Here is a 292-nt window from a genome sequence, read left to right as displayed (position 1 = left end):
ATTTAACAGACTCTTGTATTGAAAAACATAATAGTAACTATAAAGATATATATCGGATAGAAACATCATTTAATCTACCTAACGGCGATGAAGTGAAGTCAGCACAAGTTCCATTCCCACTTATTTCCGTATTAAGAAATGATAAAGATATCAAAAAGATTGATTACATCGCACGTATTTTCACCAACCTACATATCAATGATAAGACGTATTCAAATATTGATATCTATGCAATTAGCACCGATTTTTTTAACACATTGAATCCCTATCAACAAAAAAATCTCTATCTGGC

General features: G+C 30.5%; 1 protein-coding gene. It reads left to right on the top strand.

The features are described from left to right. Window positions 1-92: 92 nt before the first annotated feature. Window positions 93-292 (top strand): hypothetical protein (locus V1952_RS22700; RefSeq protein ID WP_420075655.1); only part of this gene is annotated, 200 nt, incomplete at its 3' end.

It is taken from the genome of Yersinia sp. 2542 StPb PI (assembly GCF_048593855.1).
In the GTDB taxonomy this organism is placed as follows: domain Bacteria; phylum Pseudomonadota; class Gammaproteobacteria; order Enterobacterales; family Enterobacteriaceae; genus Yersinia; species Yersinia enterocolitica_E.
Note: the sequence above shows the minus strand (reverse complement) of the source record. Positions and strands in the feature narration are given on the sequence as shown.